Source organism: Bradyrhizobium sp. Kon69, from assembly GCF_055807515.1.
This window is the reverse complement of record NZ_JBVVOS010000433.1, coordinates 1-257: the sequence shown is the minus strand read 5'-3', so window position 1 is coordinate 257 and position 257 is coordinate 1. Positions and strand designations below refer to the sequence as shown.

The window sequence follows — 257 nt, the reverse complement described above, 5'->3', positions numbered from 1 at the left end:
CCGCGAACCGCACCATGACTGAAGAACCGAGGTCGCGGGCCAACGCCATCGTCATCAATTCGTGTATCGGCTCGTCAAGCGCTACTTGCAGCGTCGATGAACATGCCTGTCCTGTGAGCCAGGTGACCAGGGAAGAGACCCTCTGACCTGAGGTATTTTCATCAACGCCCAAAACCTCGCTCAGCACCATACCCAGTGCGCCTGCGCAATGCTGCTCCGGGCGACCCCATGCCTTGAGTTCAATCGCGTCTCGCTGC

The 257-nt window shown here is 59.1% G+C and carries 1 protein-coding gene; it reads right to left on the bottom strand.

Annotated elements, in window-relative coordinates:
* Positions 1-190: hypothetical protein (locus tag AC0L3U_RS39695; RefSeq protein WP_473365165.1), on the bottom strand; the 190-nt coding region annotated here is incomplete at its 3' end.
* Positions 191-257 lie beyond the last annotated feature (67 nt).